The organism is Actinophytocola sp., assembly GCF_036402745.1.
Taxonomy (GTDB): Bacteria; Actinomycetota; Actinomycetes; order Mycobacteriales; family Pseudonocardiaceae; genus Actinophytocola.
The window spans coordinates 1-22898 of sequence record NZ_DASWSJ010000141.1; the positions used below are offsets into that span (position 1 = coordinate 1).

A 22898-nucleotide genomic window follows, 5' to 3' on the forward strand; every position below is an offset into this window, starting at 1 on the left:
GGGGCGGGGGCGAGGCGGCCTCCGAGGTGCCCAGTCGGCGGGAGCGGCGGTCCGAGCGGTCTTCCACGACCATCGCGGGGCTGCTGGCTGAGGCGTTGGCCGCCTACCAGGAGTCCGAGGAGCAGCAGGCGGCCGAAGACCAGGAGCAGCAGGACCAGCGCGCCCGGGAAGAGCAAGAGCGCCGCGTCCGGGAGGAGCAGGCCCAGCGCGCGCGGGAGGAGCAGGATCGGCGGGCGCGGGAAGAGCAAGACCAGCGGGCGCGGGAAGAGCGGGCGCGGCAGGAGTCTCAGCTCCCCACGTGGGACACGCATCGGGAGTCGGCGGCGGGTCGCGAGAGTGATTTCGGGGGGTTTGACCGGCTCCTCGACTGGCGTCAGCAGTCCCCGGCCTCCGGGCGGCACCGATCGCCCGAATGAGGGGCCGGACGGGTCGTTACCCTTGGCACGATTCAGGTGGCCGGCAGCGTCAGAGCCAATCGTGATCAGATTAGGGTGTGTGCTGCATGTGGCACACCGACGTGCCGCCAATCGTGGAGTCGCGTAGATGACCTCGACCGGAACCCGGACCCTTACGGGCTCAGCCACCGGTTCGCCAGCCAGTACCGACGGGTCGGAAAACCCGGAGCAGACCCGGGACGAACTCATCGAGCGGGCCGCCGCCACCGCGGGCGACATGGCCGACTTGATCCGGCTCTACTATCGGTACATCCCGCCGGAGGAGGTCATCGACCACGAGCCGGTCGACCTCGTGGGCTGCGTGCGGTCCCACCGCTTCCTGGCCGAGCAGCGGGTGCCGGGGCGGCCGGCGGTGCGGGTGTTCAACCCGGACGTGGCCACGGACGGGTGGTCCACCGGGGGCACGGTCGTACAGATCGTCACCGATGACATGCCTTACCTCGTCGAGTCCGTGTCCGCCGAGCTGGTCCGGGGCGGGCTGCAGGTCCACCGTGTGGTCCACCCGATCGTGGTCGTGAGCCGGGACGTCACGGGAGGGCTGCGGGACGTCCTGCCCAGCGCCGAGGCCGACGACCCACCACCGGACGCGCTGGCCGAGAGCTGGATGTCCGTCGAGGTCGACCTCATCACCGACGCCGACCGCGGCCGGGAGATCACGACCGGCCTGCAGAACGTGCTCAACGACGTCCGCGAGGTCGTCGAGGACACCGCCAAGATGGCCGGCACCGCCCGCGCCCTCGCCGACCAGCTCGAGCAGTCCCCGCCGGTCGACGAGGCCCAGGCCTACGAGGGCGCCGCCCTGCTGCGCTGGCTCGCCGACGGCCACTTCACCTTCCTCGGCTACCGCAACTACGACCTGGTCCGCGACGGCGACCAGCGCGCCCTGAAAGCCGTCCTCGCGAGCGGCCTCGGCATCCTCCGCCAGGACAGCCTCGCCGCGCGCAGCCTCACCGCCGGCCCGGACGCCACCGCGCAGGCGCTCTCGCCCGAGCTGCTGGTGCTCACCGAGGCCAGCGCGCCCTCGACGGTCCACCGCTCGGCGTACCCGTACTACATCGGCGTGAAGACCTTCGACGCCAACGGAACCGTCACCGGCGAGCACCGGTTCCTCGGCGTCTTCACGATCAACGCACTGCACGAGGACGTCCTCGACATCCCGGTCGTCGGCCGGCGGGTGCGCGAGGTGATCCACCGGGCCGGCTTCCCGCTCGGCTCCTACACCGGCCAGAAGATGCTCGAGGTCATCCAGAACTGGCCCCGCTCCGAACTGTTCTCCACCAGCACCGACTCGCTGTACCAGACAACCACCGGCGTCATCGCCCTCGCCGACCGCCGCCGGCTGCGGCTGTTCCTGCGCCGCGACCCCTACGGCCGCTTCTACAGCTGCCTGGTCTTCCTGCCCCGCGACCGCTACACGACCACCTCGCGCCTGGCGATGCAGGACGTGCTGCTGGACGAGCTCGGCGGCAAGCACCTCGAGTTCTCCACGCGGATCGGCGAGACCGCGCTCGCGCAGGTCCACTTCACCGTGCACACCGCCGACCCGGACCACGCGGTCGACGCCGACGTCGCCCGCATCCAGGCCCGCATGACCGAGGCCGTGCGCACGTGGGACGACCGCCTCGTCGAGGCCGTCTTCGCCGAGCAGCGCGAGCAGGTGGCCGAGGGGACCGGCGACGGCACCGTCACCGTCGGCGCCGAGTCCGCCACCGAGCAGGGCCAGCGGTTCGCGGGCATCTTCCCGGAGGCCTACAAGGAGGACTTCGGCGCCGGCGACGCGCTCGCCGACCTGCGCCGCCTCGAGGGCCTGCGCCGCCAGGGCGATCTGGACATGGCGTTCTACTCCCCGCCGCACGGCGAGCCGGGGGAGCGCCGGTTCAAGATCTACCTCGCCGGCCACGGCGTCACGCTGTCCCAGCTCCTGCCGTTGCTGCAGCAGATGGGCGTCGAGGTCGTCGACGAGCGGCCGTACGAGCTGCGCCGCGAGGACGGCACCAAATGGTGGATCTACGACTTCGGCCTGAGCGTCGAGCCGTCCGTCGTCGAGGGCAGGTCCGCCGAGGAGCGCGAGGAGCAGCGCGTCACGTTCGAGGAGGCGTTCGGCGCGATCTGGCGCGGTGACGCCGAGTCCGACCGGTTCAACTCGCTGGTCCTGCACGGCGGGCTGACCTGGCGCCAGGCCGCCCTCCTGCGCGCGTACGCCCGCTACCTGCGCCAGGCCGGCACCCCGTACAGCACCGAGTACATCGAGGACGCCGTGCTCGGCCACACCGACGTGGCCACCGCGCTGGTCTGCCTGTTCGAGACCCGCTTCGACCCCCACCTGGCCGAGCACGAGCGGCAGGAGGCGGTCGACGACCAGGTCGCCCGGCTCACCGAGCTGATCGACGAGGTCACGAGCCTGGACGCGGACCGCATCCTGCGCAGCTTCACGACCCTCGTCTGCGCGACGCTGCGCACCAACTACCGGGTGCGCGACGAGGACGGCGTGCCGCGGCCGTTCCTCGCGATCAAGCTCGACCCGCACGCCGTGCCCGACCTGCCCGAGCCGCGGCCGCGGTTCGAGATCTTCGTGTACTCCCCGCGGGTCGAGGGCGTGCACCTGCGCTTCGGCCCGGTCGCCCGCGGCGGGCTGCGCTGGTCCGACCGCCGGGAGGACTTCCGCACCGAGGTGCTCGGCCTGGTCAAGGCCCAAGCCGTGAAGAACGCGGTCATCGTGCCGGTCGGCGCGAAGGGCGGGTTCGTGGTCAAGCGCCCGCCGACGCCGGTCGGCGACCCGGGCCCGGACCGGGAGGCGTGGCTCGCCGAGGGCGTGGCCTGCTACCGGATGTTCGTCTCGGGCCTGCTCGACCTCACCGACAACCTGCACGCCGGCAAGGTCGTCCCTGCCCCGGACGTGGTCCGCTACGACGAGGACGACACCTACCTCGTCGTCGCCGCGGACAAGGGCACCGCCAAGTTCTCCGACATCGCCAACGACGTCGCCGCGAGCTACGGCTTCTGGCTCGGCGACGCGTTCGCCTCCGGCGGCTCGGTCGGCTACGACCACAAGGCCATGGGCATCACCGCCCGCGGCGCGTGGGAGAGCGTCAAGCGGCACTTCCGCGAGCTGGGCAAGGACACCCAGACCGAGGAGTTCACCGTCGTGGGCGTCGGCGACATGTCCGGCGACGTCTTCGGCAACGGCATGCTCCTGTCCGAGCACATCCGGCTGGTCGCCGCGTTCGACCACCGGCACGTGTTCATCGACCCCGACCCCGACGCGGCCACCTCCTACGCCGAGCGGCGCCGGATGTTCGAGCTGCCCCGGTCCAGCTGGGACGACTACGACCGCTCGCTGATCAGCGCGGGCGGCGGGGTCTGGCCGCGCACGCTCAAGGCCATCCCGGTCAGCGAGCAGGTCCGCGTCGCGCTCGGCCTGCCCGAGGGCACCCGCAAGCTGTCGCCGCCGGAGTTGATCAAGCAGATCCTGCTGGCCCCGGTCGACCTGCTGTGGAACGGCGGCATCGGCACCTACGTGAAGGCCAGCGGCGAGAGCAACGTCGAGGTGGGCGACAAGGCCAACGACCCGGTCCGGGTCAACGGCGCGGACCTGCGGGTCAAGGTCGTCGGCGAGGGCGGCAACCTCGGCCTCACCCAGCGCGGCCGCATCGAGTTCGCCAAGGCCGGCGGCAAGGTCAACACCGACGCGCTGGACAACTCGGCTGGCGTGGACTGCAGCGACCACGAGGTCAACATCAAGGTTCTGCTCGACCAGCTGGTCACCCACGGCCAGCTCGCCCAGGAGAAGCGCAACGAGCTGCTCGTCGCGATGACCGACGAGGTCGGCGACCTCGTGCTCGCCGACAACTACCAGCAGAACGCCGTGCTCGGGGTCAGCCGCGCGCACGCCGTGCCGATGCTCACCGTGCTGGCCCGGCTGGTCACCTCGCTGGAGGAGCGCGCCGGGCTGGACCGCGAGCTGGAGGCGCTGCCGTCCAAGACCCGGTTCCGCGAGATGGACAAGGCCCACGACGGCCTCACCTCACCGGAGCTCGCGTCCCTGCTCGCGCACGTCAAGCTGGCGCTCAAGGAGGAGGTGCTGGCCAGCGAGCTGCCCGACGCGGACGTGTTCGCCCGCCGGCTGCCGGAGTACTTCCCGAGCCGGCTGCGCGAGGAGTTCGCCGACGCCATCGCGAAGCACCCGCTGCACCGCCAGATCACCACCACGCTCGTGGTCAACGAGGTCGTCGACGGCGGCGGCGTGTCCTACGCCTTCCGGCTCGCCGAGGAGATGAACGCCACCGGCACCGACGCGGTCCGCGCGTTCACCGCGGCCACCCGGATCTACGACCTGCACACGCTGTGGGCCGGCATCCAGGCGCTCGACAACGTCGTGCCCACCGACACCGCCGACGAGCTGATGCTCGAGACCCGGCGGCTGCTGGACCGCGCGTCGCGCTGGCTGCTGTCCAACCGGCCGCAGCCACTCGCGGTCGGCGCCGAGATCAACCGCTTCCACAAGGTCGTCGCCGAGCTCGCGCCGGACGTCGGCCGGCTGCTGCGCGGGGCGGAGCGCGAGGCCACCGCGAAGCACGCGGAGGACCTGGTCGCCCAGGGCGTGCCGGCCGAGCTCGCCGCGCGGGCCGCGTCGCTGCTCAACGGCTACCCGCTGCTCGACATCACCGAGGTCTCCGAGCTCGCCGAGCGCGACGCGGGACTGGACGTCGAGCGCAGCCCGCGGGAGACCGCCGAGCTGTACTACGCGCTGTCCGACCACCTCAACATCGACTCGATGCTCACCTCCATCAGCGCGCTGGAGCGGGGCAACCGCTGGCACGCGCTGGCCAGGCTCGCGCTGCGCGACGACATGTACTCCTCGCTGCGGGCGATCACTCTGGACGCGCTGCGGCAGAGCGACCCGGGCACGTCGGCCGACGAGAAGATCGCGAACTGGGAGCAGACCAACGCCTCCCGGCTGGCCCGGGCCCGGCTGTCGCTGGAGGAGCTGCAGCGGGTCGGCAAGCTGGATCTGGCCACCTTGTCGGTGGCAGCCCGGCAGGTGCGCAGTATGGTCCGCTAGTGGGCGTGTTCATTGCGGAGGTCCGGCCGCGCTGGTCGGACATGGACGTGTACGGGCATGTGAACCATGCCAACACGGTGACGCTGCTCGAGGAGGCGCGGATCGCGCTGCTGTTCGGCGAGGCGGCCCGGCACGGCGGTGCGGAGGCCATCTCGAAGGGCGTGGTGGTGGCGCGGATCGTGGTCGACTACCACGCGCCGCTGGTCGCCGACGGCGGCACGGTGCGGGTGGCGGTGTCGGTGCGGGAGATGCGGCACGCGTCGTTCACCATGGACTACGAGGTCCACAGTGGACCGTCGGACTCGGATCCGGTGGCGGTCACCGCGGAGACCATGCTGGTGCCCTACGACCTCGCGAGCGGCCGCCCACGCCGGATGTCCGAGGCGGAGAAGGATTTCCTTGCCGCCTGGCGTAGTGGGAGCAACGGTGCCTGAGCTGGAGTTCGCCGAGCGGTCCGAACGCGACGACCTCGGCGCGTTCGTCGCCCGCGCGGTGCGGTTGGACGGCACCACGGTGGTGCGGCTGCGCGGCCGGGACGGTGACAAGGGCACCGGCCGGATCGACTCGTGGGTCGCCACCCCGTTCGACGTGCTCGCCACCCGGACCGTGCTGGGCAGGGTCGAGCCGAACGACGTGACGGTGTCCGGCAACGAGCTGCTGGCCGCGCTCGCGGTGTCGCGCGGCGACCGGATCGACCCCGGGCCGGTGCTCGACCTGCAGTGGCGCTCGGCGCTGCCGCCGCAGGCGCACTGGCAGGTCGTGGAGCTGCTGCCGGCCAAGGTCGTCACCGAGCTGGCCGACCGCGGGCTGGAGCTGGCCAGGGAGAACACGGGCCCGAACGGCAACCCGCCGGCGTCGCTGCTGGACCAGACCGTGCTGACCGTCGCGGACGACAAGCTCGAGGTCAAGATCCCGCTGCGCTGCCTGTTCGCCATGTCCGGCATGGGTTTCCTCGGCACCGGCGGCGCGGACGAGCAGGTCCGGGTCACCGCCACCGACGCCTGGCTGCGCATCGACGCCCGGTTCGGCGCGGTGGTCCGCCGCCGGCACGCCCTGTTGCCCCTGCTCGTGTAGTCGTTCCGTGGCACCATGGGCGCGGCTTGCCAAATCCTTACGGCCGGCCGACGGGTGCGACCGGATCCGGTCGGAGGGAGTCACAAAGTCATGAGTGAGCTTGCGAGCGAATCATTGACACAGGGCGACCGCGAGCGGCGCTACCGAGCCTGCGAGGGAGCGTCGTGAGTGACCAGGACGACGACCCAGCGCGCAGCTTCCTCGACCAGACCGTGCCTCGCGACGACGTGTGGGACAGTCGCGAGCCCGAGGAAGGCCCGGCGCGGCCGCGGCACGTCCAGTACCCGACCGAGCCCGAGCCGCCGCAGGACCCGCGCGAGCGCCGCAAGAACGCCATCAGGAACGCCGCGTGGACGTTCGGCCCGAGCCTGGGCTACCTGGCCGCGACGGGCGCGTTCAGCGGCGACTCCGCCCAGGCCGACCCGGCGCCGGAGCCCCAGCCCGAGCCGGCTCCGGAGCCCATGTACGACGACCCGGGCGCCGGCTACGGCGGCGAGATCGGCAGCGGGCTCTGAGCGCCGCTCAGACCAGCCACGCGGCGGTGTTCGGCGGCAGGGAGCCCTCCTCGAGGGGCCCGCTGGCCAGCAGCACCTCACCCGGTGGCAACGGCACCGCGGTGTCGGACGTGTTGAGCGCGCAGATCAGCCCGCCACCCTTGCGGCGGTAGGCGAAGCAGCCCTCCGGCGCGCCGTACCACTCCAGCGCCTCGCCCGCGAAGGCCTCGTGCGTCTTGCGCAGCTCGATCGCCTCCCGGTACAGCGACAGGGTCGAGTCGGCGTCCTCGAGCTGACGCTCCACGGTGAGCGCGGCCCACTCCGGCGGCATCGGCAGCCACGTCTCGTCGCCGGGGGAGAAGCCGAACGGCGGCTCGTCGCCCTCCCAGGGGATCGGCACCCGGCAGTTGTCCCGGCCGCGGTCGCTGTGCCCGGACCGCTCCCACACCGGGTCCTGCAGCGCCCAGTCCGGCAGGTCGACGTTGGGCAGGCCGAGCTCCTCGCCGTTGTACACGAACACCACGCCCGGCAAAGCCAGCTCCACCAGCGCCATCGCCCGGGCCCGCCGCGCGCCGACCTCCCCGCCGCCGTAGCGGGTGACCTCGCGCCACACGTCGTGGTTGGACAGCGTCCAGGCCGGCGGCGCGGCCGCGGTCGCGGCGGTGGCGATCGACTCCTCGATCGCCGTGCGCACCGCGGCGGCGTCGAACTCGGCGAGCACCAACCGGAAGTTGAAGCCGAGGTGCAGCTCGTCGGAGCGCAGGTAGTTGGCGAGGCGGTGGTTGTCGGTGACCCACACCTCGCCGACCGCCATCGCGCCCGGGTAGCCGTCCATGACCTTGCGGATCATCCGGTGGATGTCGTGCACGCCGTCGTCGTCGAAGCGCGGGTCGTAGAAGTCGTGGTGGCCGATCACCCCCACGGCCCGCAGGTCCATGTCCGGCAGCTCGGCCGGCTTGGCCATGCCGTGTGCCACGTCGATGCGGAACCCGTCCACCCCGCGGTCGAGCCAGAACCGCAGCGTCCGCTCGAGGTCGGCGCGCACATCGTTGTTCGCCCAGTTCAGGTCCGGCTGCTGGGGCGCGAACAGGTGCAGGTACCACTGGCCGTCCGGCACCTGGGTCCACGCGGGGCCGCCGAACACGCTGACCCAGTTGTTGGGCGGCTCGGTCCCGCCGGCCCGCCCCTCGCGGAAGACGTACCGCTCGCGCGCGGGGCTGTAGGGCGCGGACTCCAGCGCGTCGACGAACCACGGGTGCAGGTCGCTCGTGTGGTTGGGCACCAGGTCGATGGTGATCTTGATGCCGTGCTTGTGCGCGTCGGCGACGAGCCGGTCGAAACTGTCGAGGTCACCGAAGAGCGGGTCGACGTCGCGCGGGTCGGCGACGTCGTAGCCGTGGTCGGCCATGGGGGAGGTGAAGAACGGGGTGAGCCACAGCGCGTCCACGCCCAGCAGCTCCAGGTAGCCGAGCCGGGACCGGATCCCCTCCAGGTCGCCGATGCCGTCGCCGTCGAAGTCGGCGAACGACCGCACGTACACCTGGTAGAAGGTCGCCTCGTGCCACCACTCGGTGTCGGTGGCAGCGAAAGGGGCCCCCTGGTCACTCTCCCCTGATCTACGCACGATGAGTCATCCTGCCAGGTCTCGCCGATGCGGAGACAGTGCCTGCTCGCCGCTGGCGCGAGGAAAGGTCAGGTCCAGCTGTTCATCATGCTGTTGGCGGCCATCTCCAGGTAGGTCCACAACTGCGCCCGATGCTGGTCGGACAACTTCTCCTCGTCTACCGCTATTCGCATGCATCGAAGCCACGCGTCCCGCTCGATGGGGCCGATCGAGAACGGTGCGTGCCGCATGCGCAACCGAGGGTGCCCGCGGCGGTCGGAGTAGGTGTGCGGGCCACCCCAGTACTGCATGAGGAAAAGCCGCAGCCGCTCCTCGGCCGGGCCGAGGTCCTGCTCCGGGTACAGCGGACGCAGCACGTCGTCCTGGGCGACCTCGGCGTAGAACCGGGCGATGATGCGGTGGAAGACCTCTGCACCGCCCACCGCCTGGTAAAAGCTCTCGGTCTGGTTCTCGGGTGTCGCCACGGTTCCATCCTCGCATTTCGTCCCGGACGCCCGCTCACGGCTCGGACGGCGGGAAGCCGCGGGTCATCGGACCGCGGATGCCGGCGTCCTCGAACGCCTCCATCACCTTGGCCCGCAACGTCCGCTGCACGGCCCACTGCCGGCCCGGCCGCACCTTCACGGTGAGCCGCATCGTGATCCCCTCGGCCGCCGTGACGCGTTCCACACCGAGCACCTCGGGCGGCTCGATGACGTCGTCGGCCAGCGGCGCGGCCTCGGTGGCCTCGGTGGTCACCCGGCCGAGGATCTCGCTGGCCTGGCCCACGTCGGCGCCGTAGCCGATGGGCACGTCGACCACGGCCACCGCGAAGCCCTGGCTGGAGTTGCCGACCCGGAGGATCTCGCCGTTGCGCACGTACCAGACGGTGCCGTTCACGTCGCGCAGCGTGGTGATCCGCAGGCCGACCGCCTCGACCGCGCCGCTGGCCTCGCCGACGTCCACGACGTCGCCGACGCCGTACTGGTCCTCGAGCATCATGAACACGCCGGACAGGAAGTCCTTCACGAGGTTCTGCGCGCCGAAGCCGATCGCGACGCCGACGATGCCGGCCGAGGCGAGGATCGGGCCCAGGTTCAGCCCGAGCTCGCCCAGGATCATCACGAAGGCCAGACCGAACACGATGAACGAGACGATCGAGTTGAAGACCGAGCCGATCGTCTGGGCCCGCTGGGCGCGCCGCTCGGACAGCATCGTGCCCAGCGCCTGCGGCGCTCGTTCGCGCAGCGGCCGCAGCAGCGTGGGGATCCCGCCGCCGCTGGCTCGGGTGAGCCGGTCGATCAGCCGGCGGCACACCAGCCGCACCAGGAACGCGCCGATGAGGATCAGGATGATCGTGATCGGCTTGGCGATGAGCCAGCCCGCCGACGATGCCAGCCAGTCGTTGTGAGTCCAGCCGTAGATCGTCCGGCACCAGCCCTCGTCGGCCACACACGACGGTGCGGCGAAGGAGAGAACGTCCGAAACGGTCACGGCGCGACCATATAGGCGGCCGCCGCCACGGCGTTCACCAGATCTTTGTGAGGGTGAAGACGGACACGTTATGCAACACACGTGCGTAACGTGGGTGATCTGTGGTCTGCTATGCCTTGCTGAACCGGTGGAGGTGGTCGCGTGCCCGACCGACATCCGACTCCGATCGGCGCCGCCCGCGCTGGGCTGGCGCCGCGGACTCAGGCGCGTCCGAGTTCCGTCAAGGCGAACCACGGCGCCTCGGAGCAGACTCATGGACCGCCCACCTGGGGCCGGCGTCGGGTGTTGTTGCTCAACACCACCTTCGAGCCACTGACCGCGCTGCCGTTACGGCGCGCGGTCGTGCTGGTGGTGTGCGGCAAGGCGGAGGTCGTGCACGGCGATCCGAGCGGGCTGGTGCTGCACTCGGCCGCGGACAGCGTCGTGGTGCCGTCGGTCATCCGGCTGAGCAGCTTCGTGCGGGTGCCGTACCGGGCGCGGGTGCCGCTGACCCGGGCCGGGCTCATGCACCGCGACCGATACCGCTGCGCGTACTGCGGCAACCGGGCCGAGACCATCGACCACGTCATCCCGCGCAGCCGCAGGGGCGAGCACACCTGGCAGAACTGCGTGGCGTGCTGCGTGAAGTGCAACCATCGCAAGGCCGACAAGCTGCTGTCCGAGCTCGGCTGGCGGCTGCGGGTGGTGCCAAGAGCACCACGCGGGGTGCACTGGCGGCTGCTGGCCGGGGTTGTCGATGCCGACCCGCAGTGGCTGCCTTACCTGGGAGAGCCGGCCGCCTGAGGGCAGCCGGCTTCGGTGTCTTCCAGGGCTCGGGTCAGGAGGCGGTGACGCGCGTGCCCGCCGTCACCCGGGTGCCCCGGGTGACCCGGGTCCCGCGCGTGACCCGCGTGCCGGCCGTGACCCGCGTGCCGCGGGTGACCCTGGTGCCGCGCGTGACGCGGGTGCCGGCCGTGACGCGAGTGCCACGAGTGACACGGGTGCCAAGACTGTCGCCCAGCTCGAGCTGGTCCAAACGGGTGATAACCGTCAGCGGGGTGCTCGTGATGCTCGTGGTCATGGCGGTGCTCCTCGGGCGGTGTACGCACGGAGAGTGCGGATGAGGGGTGCGCAAGGGCCGTACAGGTGAAAGCTAAGACGTAGAACTGTAACGGACAAGACGTCTACGGTGACGGTCGCCGAACTTTTGGGGACTTGGGGCCGTTCGCGACGCCCGACTGCGCTCAATGCGGGATCCGGGTCACCGGCGGTCGGCGGAGCACGGTTACCGGGAGGCGTACTAGCGGTAACCCCCGGTGATACCGACGTGATCTTGCGCGCCGGTGGCCGGGACGTCAGCGGCGCTCGGTAGTCTGTCGCGCGTGAACGTCGTGGAGACCATTCTCGTCTACGCGGTGATCCCGCTCGCCATCTACGGCGTGGTCGCCCTGCTGACCCTGCGCGACAAGGTCGCGCGCAACCCGCGGTACCGGCCGGGCCAGCCGTGGGACTACCCCCCGGTGTGGTGGACCGCCAACCCCGCCGGCGTCGGCGTCCAGGCGGCCGCCGTCCCGTCCGGTGGCGCCAAGGGCAAGCGCACAGCCAAGGGAGGCGCTCGTGGCAGCTGGTGAGGTCGTCCGGGCCGGTGTGCCCGGAGACGTGATCGCGGAGGATCCGGAGCACGGCTACGGCGCGGTGGTCACGGCCAGCGGCCGGGTCTCGGTCGCGCGTGAGCACAAGCCCGCCGTGCCGGAGCTGCCGTTCAGCTCGGTGCAGCTGGCCCGGCTCGACGAGGCGCTCACCCTGTCGGCCCGCTCGACGGGCCTGGGGTTCAGCGTGTACCTCGGCGACCTGGGCGGGGACACCCGGGCGTTCGCCGAGGACCTGCACGCCGCGTCCGGCGAGAACGCCCCGGCGGCCGTGCTGATCGCGGTGTCGCCGACGCAGCGCCGGGTCGAGGTGGTCACGGGTGCCGAGTCCTCCCGCCGGCTGCCGGACCGCGCGTGCAACCTGGCCGTGATGAGCATGGTGGCCTCCTTCAAGGAGGGCGACCTCATCGGCGGCCTGGTCAGCGGGCTGCGCATGCTCAGCGACCAGGCCGGTCCCGCCAAGCGCTAGCCAACCCACCGACGAGAGAACGCCGCGAGCCCGAGGGCCCGCGGCGTTCTTCGCTTCTGTGGGTCAGCTCTCGCTGTCGAACTCGCGGGCCGCGAGCGCGCGCACTACCCCGGCCCGGCCTTCGGACACCAGCCGGCGCAGGGCCGGCGGGTGCGATTCGTCGGCGAGCCACGCGTCGGCGGCCTCGACGGTCTCCCGCGCCACCGACCACGACGGGAACAGGCCCATCGCCACCGGCTGGGCCCGCTCGCTCGACCGGCGCCGCCACACGCCGGCGACGTCGGCGAAGTAGGCCTGCACGTACGGCACCAGCAGCTCCCGCTGCGCCGGGTGGGAGAAGCCCGCGATGATCGACTCGTGGATCGCGTTCGGCAGCTCGTCGTCGTGCACCGCGCGGCGCCAGGCCTCGGCCTTCGCCTCCGCGGTGGGCCGCAGCGCCCGCGCCCGCTCCGCCTGCCGGTTGCCCGTCGCGGTCGAGTCGGCGCTCAGCGCCTCGTCGACCTCGCGCTCGGTCCCCGCGCCGTGCGCGACCAGGGCCTGCAGCAGCCGCCAGCGCAGGTCGGTGTCGACGACCAGCCCCTCCAGCGGCGCGGTCCCGTCGAGCCAGCCACGCAGCACGGCCACCTGGTCGGCGTTGAGCGAGGACCCGGTGAGCGCGTTGACCAGCGCCAGCTGGTGGTCCGACCCCGGCTCGACCGACGCGGCGAGCTCCAGCAGCCGGTTGGTGAAGATCCGCCAGCCCTGCGGCGCCCACTTCGGGTCGGCGTAGGAGTTGAGCGCGGTCTGGGCCTGCAGCAGCAGCCGCTGCACCACGCCGACCTCGGTCTCCGCGGGCAGCCCGTGGCACACCAGCAGGACGAAGTCGCGGGCCTTCAGCTCGGCCTCGCGGGTCATCTCCCAGGCCGCCGACCAGCACAGCGTCCGCGGCAGCGGCTCGGTGATGTCGCCGATGCGGTCCACGAGCGTCGCGAGCGAGTCCGGGTCCAGGCGCATCGTGCAGTAGCTCAGGTCGTCGTCGTTGATCAGCACGAGCTTGCCGCGCGGCACGCCGACCAGGTCGGCCACCTCGGTCCGCTGGCCGGTCACGTCGATCTCCGCGCGGTGCGTGCGGACCAGCTTGCCGTCCCGGTCGTCGTACACGCCGACGGCGACCCGGTGCGTGCGCAGCTCACCCAGGCCCGGCTTGGCCCCGCCCTGGTCGATCGCGAACGACGTGAAGCGACCGGAGTCGTCGACCTCGAAGGCGGGTCGAAGTGAGTTCAGGCCGGTGGTCTCGAGCCACTGCGCGCTCCACCACGACAGGTCCCGCCCGGACGCCTCCTCGAGCGCGGCCAGCAGGTCGGCCAGCGTCGCGTTGCCCCAGGCGTGCTTGGCGAAGTACACCCGCAGCCCGGACAGGAAGCGGTCCTGCCCCACGTACGCGACGAGCTGCTTGAGCACGCTCGCGCCCTTGGCGTAGGTGATGCCGTCGAAGTTGACCTCGACCGCCTGCAGGTCCGGGATGTCCGCGGCGACCGGGTGGGTCGAGGGCAGCTGGTCCTGCCGGTAGGCCCAGGACTTCTCGATGTTGGCGAAGCTGGTCCACGCGTGCTTGTACTCGGTCGCGTCGGCCTGCGCGAGCACGCTCGCGAACGTGGCGAACGACTCGTTGAGCCACAGGTCGTCCCACCAGCGCATGGTGACCAGGTCGCCGAACCACATGTGCGCCATCTCGTGCAGCACGGTCTCGCAGCGCCGCTCGTAGGCGTAGCGGGTGACGCGGCTGCGGAACACGTAGTCCTCGAGGAACGTCACGCAGCCGGCGTTCTCCATCGCGCCCGCGTTGAACTCCGGCACGAAGCACTGGTCGTACTTGCCGAACGGGTAGGGCACGCCGAAGCTGCGGTGGTAGAAGTCGAAGCCCTGCTTGGTCTCGGTGAACAGGCGCTCGGCGTCCATGTGCTCGGCGAGCGAGGCGCGGCAGTACAGGCCGAGCGGCACGACCGCGCTGTCGTCGCGATACTCGTCGCGCCACTCCGCGTAGGGGCCGGCGACGAGCGCCACCAGGTAGGTGGATATCCGCTTGGTGGTCTCGAAGACGTGCCGCGCGGCGCCGTCCGGGGCCGGGTCGGTGGTCTCGGCCGCCGCGTTGGACATCACCTTCCACGACTCCGGCGCGAGCACCGTGAGCCGGTAGGTGGCCTTGAGGTCGGGCTGGTCGAAACAGGTGAACATCCGCTTGGCGTCGGCGGTCTCGAACTGCGTGTAGAGGTACACGCCCTTGTCGACCGGGTCGACGAACCGGTGCAGGCCCTCGCCGGTGTTCATGTACCGGCAGGTCGCGCGCACGGTGAGGGTGTTGTGCTCGGCGAGGGAGGGGAGCGCGATGCCGTCCTCCTCGCGGTAGCCCGACACGTCCAGCGGCTGGCCGTTGAGCTCGGCGGACTGGACCGACTCGGCGACGAGGTCGATCCAGCTGGCCGCGCCGGCCTCGTGGCTCGTGAAGGACACCGTGGTGACCGAGGAGAACGTGCCCTCGCCCGGCTGGCCGTGAGCGTTCGTCAGGTCCAGCTCGATGTCGTAGGCCTGTACCTCCAGTAGCGCCGCGCGCCGTTGTGCATCGTCACGGGTCAGGTTGGGCGGAGCCACTGGTCACCTCAAGTCGCGTTCGGTATCACGAGCGCGATGACAATCGCGTTCAGTCGCATCCAAGCACCCCAGGGGCGGCTGTCGCCCGCCAGACGGGTGAGAACGGGAAGAAAGTTCGCGGCCGGCGTGGTTGTTGCAGACATGACTTCTGCTTCCAAGACCAAGGTCGACTTCTACTTCGACCCACTGTGCCCCTTCGCATGGATCTCCTCGCGCTGGATCCTCGAGGTCGAGCAGCAGCGGGAGGTCGAGCTCCGGTTCCGCGTGATGAGCCTTTCCGTGCTCAACGAGGGCCGTGACCTGCCGGACGACTACCGGCAGATGCTCGACCGTGGCTGGGGTCCGGTGCGGGTCGCCATCGCGGCGGCCGAGAAGCACGGCGACGAGGTCCTGCGTGACCTCTACACCGCCATGGGCACCCGCATCCACAACCAGGGCAACAAGGACCTGGACGCGGTCATCGAGGAGGCGCTCGCCGAGGTCGGCCTGCCCGCCGAGCTCGCCGAGGCCGCGCACAGCACCGACTACGACGAGGCGCTGCGCAAGAGCCACCACGAGGGCATGGACCCCGTCGGCATGGACGTCGGCACGCCCACCATCCACGTCGACGGCACCGCGTTCTTCGGCCCGGTGCTCAACTCCATCCCGCGCGGCGAGGACGCGCTGAAGGTCTTCGACGGCGCCGTCGCGCTCGCGAGCTTTCCCAACTTCTTCGAGCTGAAGCGGACCCGCAGCGGCGACCTCAGCTTCGACTGAGGCACTTTCGTGTGACAGGCTGGAGGCCGACCGCCCCGTCAGCGTCACATCTCTCGGAGGAACCATGGCCGCGCCGACCCAGGTTCGCACTGCTCACCTCATCGGCGGGACGTTCGTCGACGACACCGGCGGCGAGCGGATCGACGTGGTCAACCCGGCCACCGAGGAGGTCATCGCCTCGGTGCCGGCCGGTACCCCGGCCGACGCCGACGCCGCGGTGCGCGCCGCGGCCGACGCGTTCCCCGGCTGGGCGGCCACGCCGCTCGCCGACCGGGTCGCCGCGGTGCGGCGCATCAACGACGGCCTGCGTGCCCGCGCGGGTGAGCTGGCCGCCACGATCACCGCCGAGGTCGGCACGCCGATCGCGTTCGCGGCCAAGGTCCAGGTGGTCAACCCGGTCGGCATCACCGACGGCGTGCTCGACGAGATCGAGAACGGCGCGCTCGACCCGGTCACCTTCGGCAACTCCACCGTCGTGCGCGAGCCCATCGGGGTGGTCGCGGCCATCACGCCGTGGAACTTCCCGCTGCAGCAGATGGTCGCCAAGGTCACCCCGGCCCTGGTGGCCGGCTGCACGGTGGTGCTCAAGCCGAGCGAGGTGGCGCCGCTGACCGCCGGCCTGCTCGCGTCCATCATCGACGAGGCGGGCCTGCCGGCGGGCGTGTTCAACATGGTGCACGGCACCGGCCCGGTCATCGGCGAGGCGCTCGCCGCCCACCCGCTGGTCGACATGGTGTCGTTCACCGGCTCCACCCGGGCGGGTCGCCGGGTCGCCGCGGTCGGCGCCGAGACCATCAAGAGGGTCACGCTGGAGCTGGGCGGCAAGTCCGCGTCTGTCGTTCTGGACGACGCCGACCTGGTGCGTGCGGTCAAGATCACCGTGGCGAACTGCTTCATGAACAACGGCCAGGCGTGCAGCGCGCTCACCCGCCTGCTCGTGCCCGCGGACCGGCACGACGAGGCGGTCGAGGCCGCGGTCGCGGCGGCGGCGAAGTACCGGCCGGGCGATCCCACTCTCGAGACCACGCGCATCGGCCCGGCGGTGTCGGCGGCGCAGCAGGAGCGGGTCGTCGGCTACATCCGCAAGGGCGTCGAGGAGGGCGCGGTGCTGGCCCATGGCGGCCCGGACCCGGTCGAGGGCGTCGAGCGCGGCTACTACGTGCGCCCGACGGTGTTCGGCGGTGTGCGCGAGGACATGACGATCGCGCAGGAGGAGATCTTCGGCCCGGTCCTGGTGATCCTCCCGTACACCGACGAGGACGACGCCGTCCGCATCGCGAACGGCACCCAGTACGGCCTGGCCGCAGGCGTCTTCGGCGGCGACGCGGACCGCGCGTACGCGGTGGCCGGCCGCCTGCGCGCGGGCCAGGTCGACGTCAACGGTGCCCTGTTCAACACGAAGGCCCCGTTCGGCGGCGTCAAGCAGTCGGGCAACGGCCGCGAGTTCGGCCGCTACGGCCTGGAGGAGTTCACCGACCTGAAGTCCATCCAGCGCTGACCCGGTTGTCCACAGCCAAGATCCACGAACCTGAAACTGTCAGACCCCGCCGCTAGACTGGAAAGCGGGGAGCCCCCGCGAGTCCGCAGTTGTCCACAGGGGCGACGCGCGCCGGCCGGAACTGTCGGTGTCCGCCGGTAGGCTGGATACCGGGGCCGGCGGCCACCGCCCTCAGCGGGCCAGCTCGTCGCGTTGCGCCACAACGAAGGCCGGGTCCACCGGCTCGCCGTGCCCCGGCACGATCACGCTCGCCCCGAGCGCCAGCACATTGTCCATAGTGGACGGCCAGTGGGCCGGCTCCGCATCCGGCCCGACCTGCGGCGGAGCGCCCTGTTCCACCAGGTCACCGGCGAACACCACGCCCGCGTCCGGCACGTGCACCACCACGTCGTGGTCCGTGTGTCCCAGCCCTGGGTGGATCAGCTCCACCGCCCGCCCACCCAGGTCGATCCGCACCCGGTCGGTGAACACGTCTGTCGGCGGCACCAGCCGGGCCGCCTCGAGCCGCCGGGCGAGCTCCGGCTCGCCCTTGCTCCGGTACCGCGCCGCCCAGTCGCGCCGCTGCTCCTCGCCGTCGGCCTCGATCACCTCCCGGCACCGCGCGTGCGCCCACAGCGGGCACGGCAGGAACGCCGCCGTGCCGAAGAAATGGTCGAAGTGCGCGTGCGTGATCACCAGCGTCCACGGCACCGCCGCCCGCTCCCGCACCGCCGCGAGGATGTCCGCCCCGTGCACCTCGTCGGTCCCGCTGTCCACCACGAGGCACCGCCCGGTCCCGACCACCAGCCCGATCGTCTGGTCCAGCTCCGCGTGCCGCCCGGCGAACACCCCGGGCGCGACCTCGAGCCACCGCGCGCTCATCGCCGGTCCTCGAACACCCCGTCGACCAGCACCGGCACCACCCGGCTGACGTCCACATCGGACGCGAGGACGACATCGGCCGGCACCCCCGCGGCGACCAGCTCCCGCCCGGACACCGACTCCGCCACCAGCTCGCCCACCCGGCCGGCCGCGGCCCGGTAGGTCAGCGCGGCCAGCCGGGCCTCCGCCGACGGCGCCCGCCGCCCGGTCACCGCGGCCGCGATCGCCCCCGCGCCGAGCAGCTCCTCGATCCCCGGGCGCAGCCGCCGGTCCGGCGTGTCGCGCCACCGCTCGCCGGCCGCGACGATGCCGATCGGCGCGTCGCCCGCGAGCTCCACCGCCGCGGCGGCCACCGCGGACGCGTTCCGCAGGCACCCCGCGAGCACCGTCGTCCCGGTCGCCGCGGCGGCCGCGCACAGCGTCGCCCCGTTCGGCGAGGAGATCGCGAGGAACGCCCCCTCCGGCAGCGTCACCAGCGACGACGGCCGCAGCGTCCACTCGCCCACCGCGGCGTCCGCGACCAGGGTCGTGCCCGCGGACCGGCCGCCCTCGATCCCGGCCAGCCCGCCGCGGGTCAGCACCGCCCCCGCCGCCCGCGCGGCTTCGACCGCCCGCTCGTCGCGCCACGGCAGCGGTAGCACCCGCCCGCCCCGGCTGAGCGCGATGTCCACGGTGGTCGTGAACACCAGCACGTCGACGACGACCAGCACCGCACAGTGCGGCCCGAGCGCGGTGACGCCGTCTCGCCCCCACTCCAGCCGCAGGTCGAAGGAGTCCTGCGCGTAGACCGTCACCGGCCGATCGTGCCACGGCTGGCACAATGCCCGCGTGCGCGTTTACCTGGGATCCGACCACGCGGGATTCGAGCTCAAGGCTCGGCTCGTCGCCGCGCTGGCCGCCGCCGGCCACGACGTGGTCGACGTCGGCCCGGCGGTCTACGACGCCGACGACGACTACCCGCCCTACTGCATCGAGACCGCCCGCCGGGTGGTGGCCGACGCCGGCAGCCTCGGCGTCGTCATCGGCGGTTCCGGCAACGGCGAGCAGATCGCCGCCAACAAGGTCAAGGGCTGCCGCGCCGCGCTCGGCTACAACGTCGAGACCGCGACGCTCGCCCGCCAGCACAACGACGCCCAGGTCGTCGGCATCGGTGCGCGCATGCACACCGCCGAGGAGGCCACGGAGATCGTCTCCACGTTCGTGACCACCCCGTTCTCCGGTCTCGAGCGGCACGCGCGGCGGATCCGCATGCTCGAGGAGTACGAGCGCACCGGCGAGCCGCCCGCCCTGCCGAGCTAGTGCCGGAGGGCCACACCCTGCACCGGCTCGCCCGGCTGCACAAGAAGCTCTACGGCGGGCGCCCGGTCGAGGTCACCAGCCCGCAGGGCCGGTTCACCACCGCTGCGTCCATTGTGGACGGACGGGTGCTGCGCCGGGCCGAGGCGTACGGCAAGCACCTGTTCCACATCTACGGCCCGGACGCGATCGTGCACGTCCACCTCGGGCTCATCGGCACGTTCAGCGACCAGCCGCTGCCGGTCACCGCGCCGGTGGGCCAGGTGCGGATGCGGATGGTCGGCGAGACGCACGTCAGCGACCTGCGCGGGCCGACCGTCTGCGAGCTGGTGGACGCCGCGCGGATGTCGGTGGTGCTGGCCAAGCTCGGCCCGGACCCGTTGCGCCGCAACGCCGACCCGGAGAAGGCGTGGGCCCGGCTGTCCCGCTCCCGGCTGCCGATCGCGGCGCTGCTGCTCGACCAGGCGGTGCTCGCCGGCGTCGGGAACGTCTACCGGGCGGAGATCCTGTTCCGGCACAACGTCGCGCCGCTGGTGCCGGGCAAGGAGCTCGACCATGCACTGTGGACGGACCTGTGGGACGACCTCGTGCTGCTCATGCGCAAGGGCGTCCGCACCGGCAGGATCGACACGGTCCGCGACGAGCACCTGCCCGGGGTGAGCGGCCGCGCCCCGCGCCGGGACCGGCACGGCGGCGAGGTCTACGTCTACCGCCGGCACGGCCAGCCCTGCCTGGTGTGCGGCACCGAGATCGCGATCGCCGGCCTCGCCGGCCGCAACCTCTACTGGTGCCCGACCTGCCAAGCCCGCTGACCTTCTCGTGGCGCCAGAAAGTGACCGGCGCCTCCCAGTGGAAGGCGCCGGTCACGGCCGGAGGTCAGAAGTCGAAGCCGCCGCCGAAGTCCCCGCCGCCGAAGTCGCCCCCGCCGAAGTCTCCGCCACCGAAGTCGCCGCCGCCGTAGTCCCCGCCGCCCATGTCGCCGCCGTCGCCGCCCATGTCACCGCCGCCGCCGTCACCACCGTCACCGCCGCCGTCGCCACCGCCGTCCATGGAGTCCTGCTGGCCGGCGTCGTAGCCCTGCTCCCACGCGGCCGCGTCCGGAATGCCGTACATGCCGGAGAACAGCGAGCTGAACAGCAGCGCCGAGCCGAGGCCCCAGGCGCCGCCGATCAGCGCGGGCTTCCACCACGGCTCGCTGTACCAGCCCTGCGGCACAGGCCGGCCGGCCACCCGGCCGCCGGGGTAGTAGTGCGGAGTGTTGGCGCCGGGCTGCGGCGAGGCCTCGTACTCCTGACCCTCGACGGTGACCCGCCGGTCCTCGTTGACCTTGCCGGCGCGCTGCTGGTCCGGGTCGACCGGCAGCTCGGGGCCCGGGTCGAGGCCCATCGCCTCGCGCGCGGCGCGCGCGTAGTACAGGCCCTCGAGCGCGGTCTTCGTGACGAGCCGGCTCTGCTCGACGGTCTTGGCCTGCTCCATCTGGGAGCCGGCCGCGTTGTAGCGCTCCGAGGCGTCGGCCAGCGCCTGCTTGGAGGCCTCGTCGGTGCCGACGAGGTTCATCACCTGGCCGCCGAGCCTCTCGACCCAGCGCCTGGCCTCGGCCTTGGCGTCCTCGAGCCGGTTTTGCTTGGCATTCGCCTGGTTCCTGGCGAAAGTCGTGCCGAGCGCGACCACGGCCAGAACCAACGCGATGACCACGATAACGGTGATCATGGCACCCCTCCCGAAATACACGGTTCGTCACGACAACGGGCACGCTACGCCCGGAGTTCCGCAGGAGCCGAAGCAACCCGGACGAGGTCCCTGGCTGCGTGAACCCAACTCGCCTTCGCGACGGACAGGTAGTCACTGACCGGTGATCAGACGTATGGTTGTCGCCCATGAGGGTCGACCTGCCGTTGTTGGTGCGGGAGGCCACCGCAGCCGACGCGGAATCGGTCGGCGAGGTGCACGCGGAGGCGTGGCGGGTGGCGCACCGGGACCTGTTCGAGGGCCACTGGCTGAGCTCGCTCGTCGAGCAGCGGCGGACCATGTGGACCGGGCGGCTGACCGCACGTGCGCACGCCCGCAACACGCTGCTGGTCGCGGAGCGCGGCGACCGGGTGGCGGCCTTCGTCCACTTCGGTCCGCACACCGACGGCGTGCCGGACGGGGAGATCTTCGACCTCTACGCGCATCCCACGGTGTGGGGCCGGGGCGTGGCCCGGACGCTGATGGACAAGGCGTGGGAGATGCTGCTGGACGCCCGCTACCGCCGGGTTCGCTTGTGGACGATGGCGGGGGCCAACCGGGCGCGGCACTTCTACACCTCGTTCGGCTTCGTCGAGACCGGGCGCAGGCGCGAGCACGACTTCGGCGACGGCCGGCCGGTGCTGGAGGTCGAGTACCTGCGGCGGACCCGCTAGCGCGCCAGGGCCGCGCGGATGTCGTCGGGCATCGGCGTCTTCTTCAGAGTGGTGGGGTCGACGAACACGTGCCGCACCTCACCGTCGGCGATCAGCCGCTCGCCGACCCGGAACACCGGCCGGACGATCATGCTGGTGGTGCCGAGGTGCTCGACGGGCATCTCGATGTCGAGCTCCTCGTCGAACCGGGCGCCCTCAACGAACCGGACGCGGGCCTCGGCGACCACGATGTCGTAGCCGCGGTCGACCATCTCCTGGTACGGCCCGACCCGGTCGCGGAACAGCTCGGTGATCGCGACGTCGTAGAAGAACAGGTACTGCCCGTTGAACACGACGCCCTGCTGGTCGCATTCGCTGTACCGGACCCGCAGCCGGTGGACGAACGTGGTCATCGGTTGTCCGCGTGCCCCTCGGCGAGCTGGCGCGCGACCTTCTCCGTGCCGCCGAACCGGGCGAGCCGGGCCGTGGTCTGCGGCGCGAGGAGGCTGAACCACGCGCCGGCGCGCATCACCGGGTCGGCGACGTCGACCTCGGCCCGGTTGGCGCGGATGGCCCGCACCACCGCGTCCGCGACGTCGGCCGGGGTCCGCGGCCGGACGCCCTTCGGGAGCTCGCCGCCGCCCTCGTGGAACATGCCCGCGTCGGCGATCGGCCCCGGGTTGACGCAGCTGACGCCGACGCCGAGCGGCTCCCAGTCCTGGCGCAGCGCGAGCGCGAATCCGCGCAGCCCGAACTTGGTCGCGTTGTACAGCGAGCTGACCGGCGTGGCCGACTTGCCGGAGAGCGACGAGATGAGGACGACGTGGCCGCGGCCGCGGGCCAGCATCCGCTCGCCGAGCTGGCGCGCTAGCATGATCGGCGCGCGCAGGTTGACGTCCAGCACGCGGTCGATCTGCTCGACCGAGAACGACTCGAGCTCGCCGGCGCCCGGCAACGCGGCGTTGGCCACGAGGATGTCGACGTCCGTCCGCGCCACCCGCGCGACGTCGTCGGCGACGGACAGATCGGCGACGAGCGCCGTCGCGCCCACCTCGGCGGCCACCGGCTCGAGCGCGTCGGCCCGGCGCCCGGTGAGCGTGAGCGCACACCCCTCGCCCGCCAGCCGCCGTGCGATTGCCTGACCCAGCCCACCTGTGGCACCCGTGACCAGCACGGACGTTCCCCGAAGCTCCATGTGG

Annotated in this window: 23 protein-coding genes; 13 read left to right on the top strand and 10 right to left on the bottom strand. The window is 71.9% G+C overall.

Annotated elements, in window-relative coordinates; all coding sequences use genetic code 11:
- From VGD70_RS13895 to VGD70_RS13915, 5 genes are all read left to right on the top strand, one after another.
- Positions 1–416 (top strand): hypothetical protein (locus tag VGD70_RS13895; RefSeq protein WP_331081791.1); only part of this gene is annotated, 416 nt, incomplete at its 5' end.
- Positions 417–543: 127 nt separating this feature from the next.
- On the top strand, positions 544–5517 hold the full coding sequence (locus tag VGD70_RS13900; RefSeq protein ID WP_331081793.1) for an NAD-glutamate dehydrogenase: 4974 nt from the start codon (positions 544–546) through the stop codon (positions 5515–5517).
- A complete protein-coding gene (locus VGD70_RS13905; protein WP_331081795.1) occupies positions 5517–5951 on the top strand; it encodes a thioesterase family protein in 435 nt (144 codons plus the stop codon). Before VGD70_RS13900 ends, VGD70_RS13905 begins: the two co-directional genes overlap by 1 nt.
- Positions 5944–6591: a hypothetical protein gene (locus VGD70_RS13910; RefSeq protein ID WP_331081797.1), complete on the top strand. Its 648-nt coding sequence runs from the start codon at positions 5944–5946 to the stop codon at positions 6589–6591. The genes VGD70_RS13905 and VGD70_RS13910 overlap by 8 nt, the downstream gene beginning before the upstream one ends.
- A 164-nt stretch (positions 6592–6755) precedes the next feature.
- Positions 6756–7106 (top strand): hypothetical protein, encoded by a 351-nt coding sequence (locus VGD70_RS13915; protein ID WP_331081799.1) that lies wholly within the window; start codon positions 6756–6758, stop codon positions 7104–7106.
- A gap of 7 nt (positions 7107–7113) precedes the next feature.
- Here the strand turns inward: VGD70_RS13915 and VGD70_RS13920 are convergent, their stop codons facing one another.
- The 3 genes from VGD70_RS13920 to VGD70_RS13930 form a co-directional block, all read right to left on the bottom strand.
- Positions 7114–8709: a glycoside hydrolase family 13 protein gene (locus tag VGD70_RS13920; RefSeq protein ID WP_331081801.1), complete on the bottom strand. Its 1596-nt coding sequence runs from the start codon at positions 8707–8709 to the stop codon at positions 7114–7116.
- Between the two features lie 68 nt (positions 8710–8777).
- Positions 8778–9173, bottom strand: a complete 396-nt coding sequence (locus VGD70_RS13925) for a globin (RefSeq protein WP_331081803.1) — start codon at positions 9171–9173, stop codon at positions 8778–8780.
- Between the two features lie 34 nt (positions 9174–9207).
- Positions 9208–10182, bottom strand: a complete 975-nt coding sequence (locus VGD70_RS13930; protein ID WP_331081804.1) for a mechanosensitive ion channel family protein — start codon at positions 10180–10182, stop codon at positions 9208–9210.
- A gap of 141 nt (positions 10183–10323) precedes the next feature.
- On the opposite strand from VGD70_RS13930, the gene VGD70_RS13935 reads away from it, so the two are divergent.
- Positions 10324–10965, top strand: coding sequence for an HNH endonuclease (locus VGD70_RS13935; RefSeq protein WP_331081805.1), 642 nt, complete (start codon positions 10324–10326; stop codon positions 10963–10965).
- Positions 10966–10999: 34 nt separating this feature from the next.
- Here the strand turns inward: VGD70_RS13935 and VGD70_RS13940 are convergent, their stop codons facing one another.
- Positions 11000–11242: a hypothetical protein gene (locus VGD70_RS13940; protein ID WP_331081807.1), complete on the bottom strand. Its 243-nt coding sequence runs from the start codon at positions 11240–11242 to the stop codon at positions 11000–11002.
- A gap of 301 nt (positions 11243–11543) precedes the next feature.
- Between VGD70_RS13940 and VGD70_RS13945 the strand changes: the two genes are divergently transcribed.
- Together VGD70_RS13945 and VGD70_RS13950 are read left to right on the top strand one after the other, a co-directional pair.
- Entirely contained in the window at positions 11544–11792 is a 249-nt protein-coding gene (locus VGD70_RS13945; protein ID WP_331081809.1) for a hypothetical protein, read from the top strand.
- Positions 11779–12279 carry a DUF5130 family protein gene (locus VGD70_RS13950; RefSeq protein ID WP_414637961.1) on the top strand — a complete coding sequence of 167 codons (501 nt, stop codon included), beginning with the start codon at positions 11779–11781 and terminating at the stop codon, positions 12277–12279. The genes VGD70_RS13945 and VGD70_RS13950 overlap by 14 nt, the downstream gene beginning before the upstream one ends.
- Before the next feature lie 63 nt (positions 12280–12342).
- Here the strand turns inward: VGD70_RS13950 and pepN are convergent, their stop codons facing one another.
- The gene (gene pepN, locus VGD70_RS13955; protein WP_331081811.1) at positions 12343–14907 is read right to left on the bottom strand and encodes an aminopeptidase N; all 2565 of its coding nucleotides are present in this window, start codon (positions 14905–14907) and stop codon (positions 12343–12345) included.
- Between the two features lie 141 nt (positions 14908–15048).
- Between pepN and VGD70_RS13960 the strand changes: the two genes are divergently transcribed.
- Together VGD70_RS13960 and VGD70_RS13965 are read left to right on the top strand one after the other, a co-directional pair.
- Positions 15049–15663, top strand: coding sequence for a DsbA family oxidoreductase (locus tag VGD70_RS13960; RefSeq protein ID WP_331081813.1), 615 nt, complete (start codon positions 15049–15051; stop codon positions 15661–15663).
- A gap of 64 nt (positions 15664–15727) precedes the next feature.
- Positions 15728–17161, top strand: a complete 1434-nt coding sequence (locus tag VGD70_RS13965) for an aldehyde dehydrogenase family protein (protein WP_331081815.1) — start codon at positions 15728–15730, stop codon at positions 17159–17161.
- A 171-nt stretch (positions 17162–17332) separates the two neighbouring features.
- On the opposite strand, the gene VGD70_RS13970 is transcribed toward VGD70_RS13965, so the two are convergent.
- Positions 17333–18022: an MBL fold metallo-hydrolase gene (locus VGD70_RS13970; protein ID WP_331081816.1), complete on the bottom strand. Its 690-nt coding sequence runs from the start codon at positions 18020–18022 to the stop codon at positions 17333–17335.
- Complete coding sequence (locus VGD70_RS13975; protein ID WP_331081818.1) at positions 18019–18816, bottom strand: 2-phosphosulfolactate phosphatase; 798 nt, start codon at positions 18814–18816, stop codon at positions 18019–18021. The genes VGD70_RS13970 and VGD70_RS13975 overlap by 4 nt, the downstream gene beginning before the upstream one ends.
- A gap of 34 nt (positions 18817–18850) precedes the next feature.
- On the opposite strand from VGD70_RS13975, the gene VGD70_RS13980 reads away from it, so the two are divergent.
- Complete coding sequence (locus VGD70_RS13980) at positions 18851–19321, top strand: ribose-5-phosphate isomerase (protein WP_331081820.1); 471 nt, start codon at positions 18851–18853, stop codon at positions 19319–19321.
- A complete protein-coding gene (locus VGD70_RS13985) occupies positions 19321–20130 on the top strand; it encodes an Fpg/Nei family DNA glycosylase (protein WP_331081822.1) in 810 nt (269 codons plus the stop codon). Before VGD70_RS13980 ends, VGD70_RS13985 begins: the two co-directional genes overlap by 1 nt.
- 64 nt (positions 20131–20194) lie before the next feature.
- Here VGD70_RS13985 and VGD70_RS13990 read toward each other — a convergent pair whose 3' ends face one another.
- On the bottom strand, positions 20195–21028 hold the full coding sequence (locus VGD70_RS13990) for a hypothetical protein (RefSeq protein ID WP_331081824.1): 834 nt from the start codon (positions 21026–21028) through the stop codon (positions 20195–20197).
- A 167-nt stretch (positions 21029–21195) separates the two neighbouring features.
- On the opposite strand from VGD70_RS13990, the gene VGD70_RS13995 reads away from it, so the two are divergent.
- Positions 21196–21720 carry a GNAT family N-acetyltransferase gene (locus VGD70_RS13995; RefSeq protein WP_331081826.1) on the top strand — a complete coding sequence of 175 codons (525 nt, stop codon included), beginning with the start codon at positions 21196–21198 and terminating at the stop codon, positions 21718–21720.
- Here the strand turns inward: VGD70_RS13995 and VGD70_RS14000 are convergent.
- Positions 21717–22112, bottom strand: a complete 396-nt coding sequence (locus VGD70_RS14000; protein ID WP_331081828.1) for a thioesterase family protein — start codon at positions 22110–22112, stop codon at positions 21717–21719. The genes VGD70_RS13995 and VGD70_RS14000 overlap by 4 nt on opposite strands.
- Positions 22109–22898, bottom strand: a 790-nt coding sequence (locus VGD70_RS14005) for an SDR family NAD(P)-dependent oxidoreductase (protein ID WP_331081830.1), incomplete at its 5' end; no start/stop codon positions are given. The genes VGD70_RS14000 and VGD70_RS14005, both read right to left, overlap by 4 nt.